This is a genomic window from Peribacillus sp. NPDC097295, assembly GCF_044761665.1.
Classification (GTDB): domain Bacteria; phylum Bacillota; class Bacilli; order Bacillales; family DSM-1321; genus Peribacillus.
This window is the reverse complement of the sequence record NZ_JBIWCW010000035.1, coordinates 1-2,645: the sequence shown is the minus strand read 5'-3', so window position 1 is coordinate 2,645 and position 2,645 is coordinate 1. Positions and strand designations below refer to the sequence as shown.

The 2,645-nt window shown below is 42.1% G+C and carries 3 protein-coding genes; 2 read left to right on the top strand and 1 reads right to left on the bottom strand.

Features of this window, described 5'->3' with window-relative positions:
• Positions 1-119 precede the first annotated feature (119 nt).
• Positions 120-695, top strand: a complete 576-nt coding sequence (locus tag ACIQXN_RS21505; RefSeq protein WP_402971607.1) for a GNAT family N-acetyltransferase — start codon at positions 120-122, stop codon at positions 693-695.
• 55 nt (positions 696-750) lie between these two features.
• Here ACIQXN_RS21505 and ACIQXN_RS21500 read toward each other — a convergent pair whose 3' ends face one another.
• The gene (locus ACIQXN_RS21500) at positions 751-960 is read right to left on the bottom strand and encodes a hypothetical protein (protein WP_402971604.1); all 210 of its coding nucleotides are present in this window, start codon (positions 958-960) and stop codon (positions 751-753) included.
• Positions 961-1,143: 183 nt separating this feature from the next.
• On the opposite strand from ACIQXN_RS21500, the gene rlmD reads away from it, so the two are divergent.
• Positions 1,144-2,517: a 23S rRNA (uracil(1939)-C(5))-methyltransferase RlmD gene (gene rlmD, locus ACIQXN_RS21495; protein ID WP_402971601.1), complete on the top strand. Its 1,374-nt coding sequence runs from the start codon at positions 1,144-1,146 to the stop codon at positions 2,515-2,517.
• Positions 2,518-2,645 lie beyond the last annotated feature (128 nt).

Genomic DNA, 2,645 nt, shown 5'->3' with positions numbered 1-2,645 from the left:
CTGCAATATAAATTGAAACGCCGTATACGCGAACCGTACGTACGGTGTTGTGAGAGGGGCGAAAATAAGTTAGCTTATTTTCCCTCTACTCGATTATTCAAGTAAGGAGATTGGAAGGCGTGAATATCAGAAAAGCAACAGTAGAGGATGCAGAAAAGGCCGCAATATTAATAAGACTGGCCATCAAGGAAATTGCCGAAGCACTAACCGGTGAAACGGAGGAAGAAAGGATTCTTGCCGTTCTTGGCGATCTCTTCAGAAGCAGTGGAAACAGAATGAGCTTTGAAAACACGATGGTCTGTGATCATGATGGGCAAATGGCTGGATTGATCATCGCCTATCATGGAAAAGATGCAGCAGCTTTGGATGAACCGATTGCTGAGCGATTAAGAAGGAAAATGAAAGACGAAAGCATTAAAATCGACAAGGAAGCGGAAATAGAAGACTTCTACCTGGATACAATATGTGTGGATTCAAAATTTCGGGGTAAGGGGATTGGGACGTCACTGATTCATCACGTGGAAGAACTGGCGTTGGGAAGAGGGTATCACAGGATTTCATTAATCGTTGAAGACGTTAACCCCGATGCAGGTCGTCTTTATGTACGGTTGGGCTACAAAAAGACAAAGATGATAACAGTTAGTGGTGGGGAATTTGCCTATATGGTAAAGGAAATGAAAAAAACCCCAGTGTAAGCTGAGGTTTTAATATTGTACTAGGCACCAAAAGTGAGCTATAATTGTTGCCCATTCATAGCAGCCCAGTCGGCATATGAGCCAGACCCATTGCAGCCGGGACAGTCATGGATATCTGAAAAGTGATATTCCGTTGGTACGAAAGAACTGTATCCTCGCCCGTAACAATCCGGACAAAGGCCTTTTTCTTCCATGCTTGCACGATGCTTTTCCAACCTGTTGGCATTCCAGTCTGATATGGAGTTAAACAAACCCATTTCCTCACCTCGTTTGCTTTTCCTTATTTTTCTTTATACTGTGCTCTTTTATGCATAGAAATGATGAAAAAATCAGGAATTCTTCTTTCTATATTTTTATGAGAAAAGACGTGAATTGGTGAGTCATTTTGTGGCAACGCTATGTTTGTGGTAAAATACAGGTTAGCTTAAAAAAGAAAAGAGAAGATGATATGAAAAAAACTACAACACCTGTTAATAAGAATGATATTATAGAGGTTTTATTCGAAGATTTAACCCATGAAGGTGCTGGCGTCGCTAAGGTAGATGGCTATCCGATCTTCGTTCAGAATGCTCTTCCTGGTGAAAAAGCAAAAATTAAAGTCTTGAAAGCCAATAAGGGGTATGGGTTCGGACGCTTGATGGAAATCATCGAAAATAGTCCATATCGCGTGGAGATTAGTACGGAAGACTATAATAAATATGGTGGCTGCCAGCTCCAGCATATGAGTTATGAAGGCCAACTGGAATTTAAAGAAAAGCAAGTGCGTGACGTGATGACCCGCATTGGAAAACTTGAGGATGCGACGGTTTATCCGGTTATTGGAATGGAGAATCCGACTCATTACCGTAATAAAGCCCAAGTACCTGTAGGGGAAAAAGATGGCAAGATGATTGCAGGGTTCTTTAAACCACGCACACATGAAATCGTGGAAACAAAAGAAAGCATCATACAGAATGAAGTGATAAGCGAAGCCGTTCAAGTTGTGAAGGAAGTCTTCAGTAACCTGGGCATCCCTGCATACAATGAGCAGACCCATAAAGGAGTATTGCGTCACATCATGGCTCGTTATGGTAAGCAAACAGGCGAGTTAATGATCGTGCTTGTTACACGGACTAGCAGTATCCCATTCATCGAAACGATCGTGAAGGAAATCACTGATCGTCTTCCACAAGTGAAATCAATCGTTCAAAACGTGAATACGAAGAAAACGAATGTGATCTTGGGAGACAAGATGACTTTGCTTTGGGGCAACGAAGTGATTTATGATAGAATCGGCGACGTGAAATTTGCGATTTCCGCTAAGTCCTTCTATCAAATTAACCCAGATCAAACGAAAGTCCTTTATGACAAGGCACTTGAGTATGCTGGCTTAACGGGAGAAGAAACCGTAATTGATGCATACTGTGGCATTGGCACAATTTCTTTATTCTTGGCACAAAAAGCGAAGAAAGTCATTGGCGTGGAAGTGGTAGAAGAAGCCATAGAAGATGCACGCCGAAATGCTGAACTGAATGAAATTGCGAATGCGGAATTCGTTGTAGGTGATGCAGGAAACGTGATTGCTGAATACTACCAAAAAGGTAATACTGCTGACGTGATCGTTATGGATCCACCACGCAAGGGCTGTGAAGAATCTCTTCTAAATACGATCATTGAGATGAAACCGAAGAAAGTGGTTTATGTATCTTGTAACCCAGGAACGTTAGCCCGTGACCTTCATATTTTAGAAGAAGGCGGATATCAAGCCATCAAAATCCAACCAGTAGATATGTTCCCTATGACTACACACGTTGAGAATGTTGTATTATTAGAATTGAAATAAGTATAAAGGAAGCGGGATCCAATAAGGGTCCCGCTTTTTTGGTGTGCCCGGCATGGGTGCAATCTATAGGGTGTGAGTCCCGAACCATGAAGGCAGTAGTAGTGGTTAGCTTAATGCAAGGGTGTCCA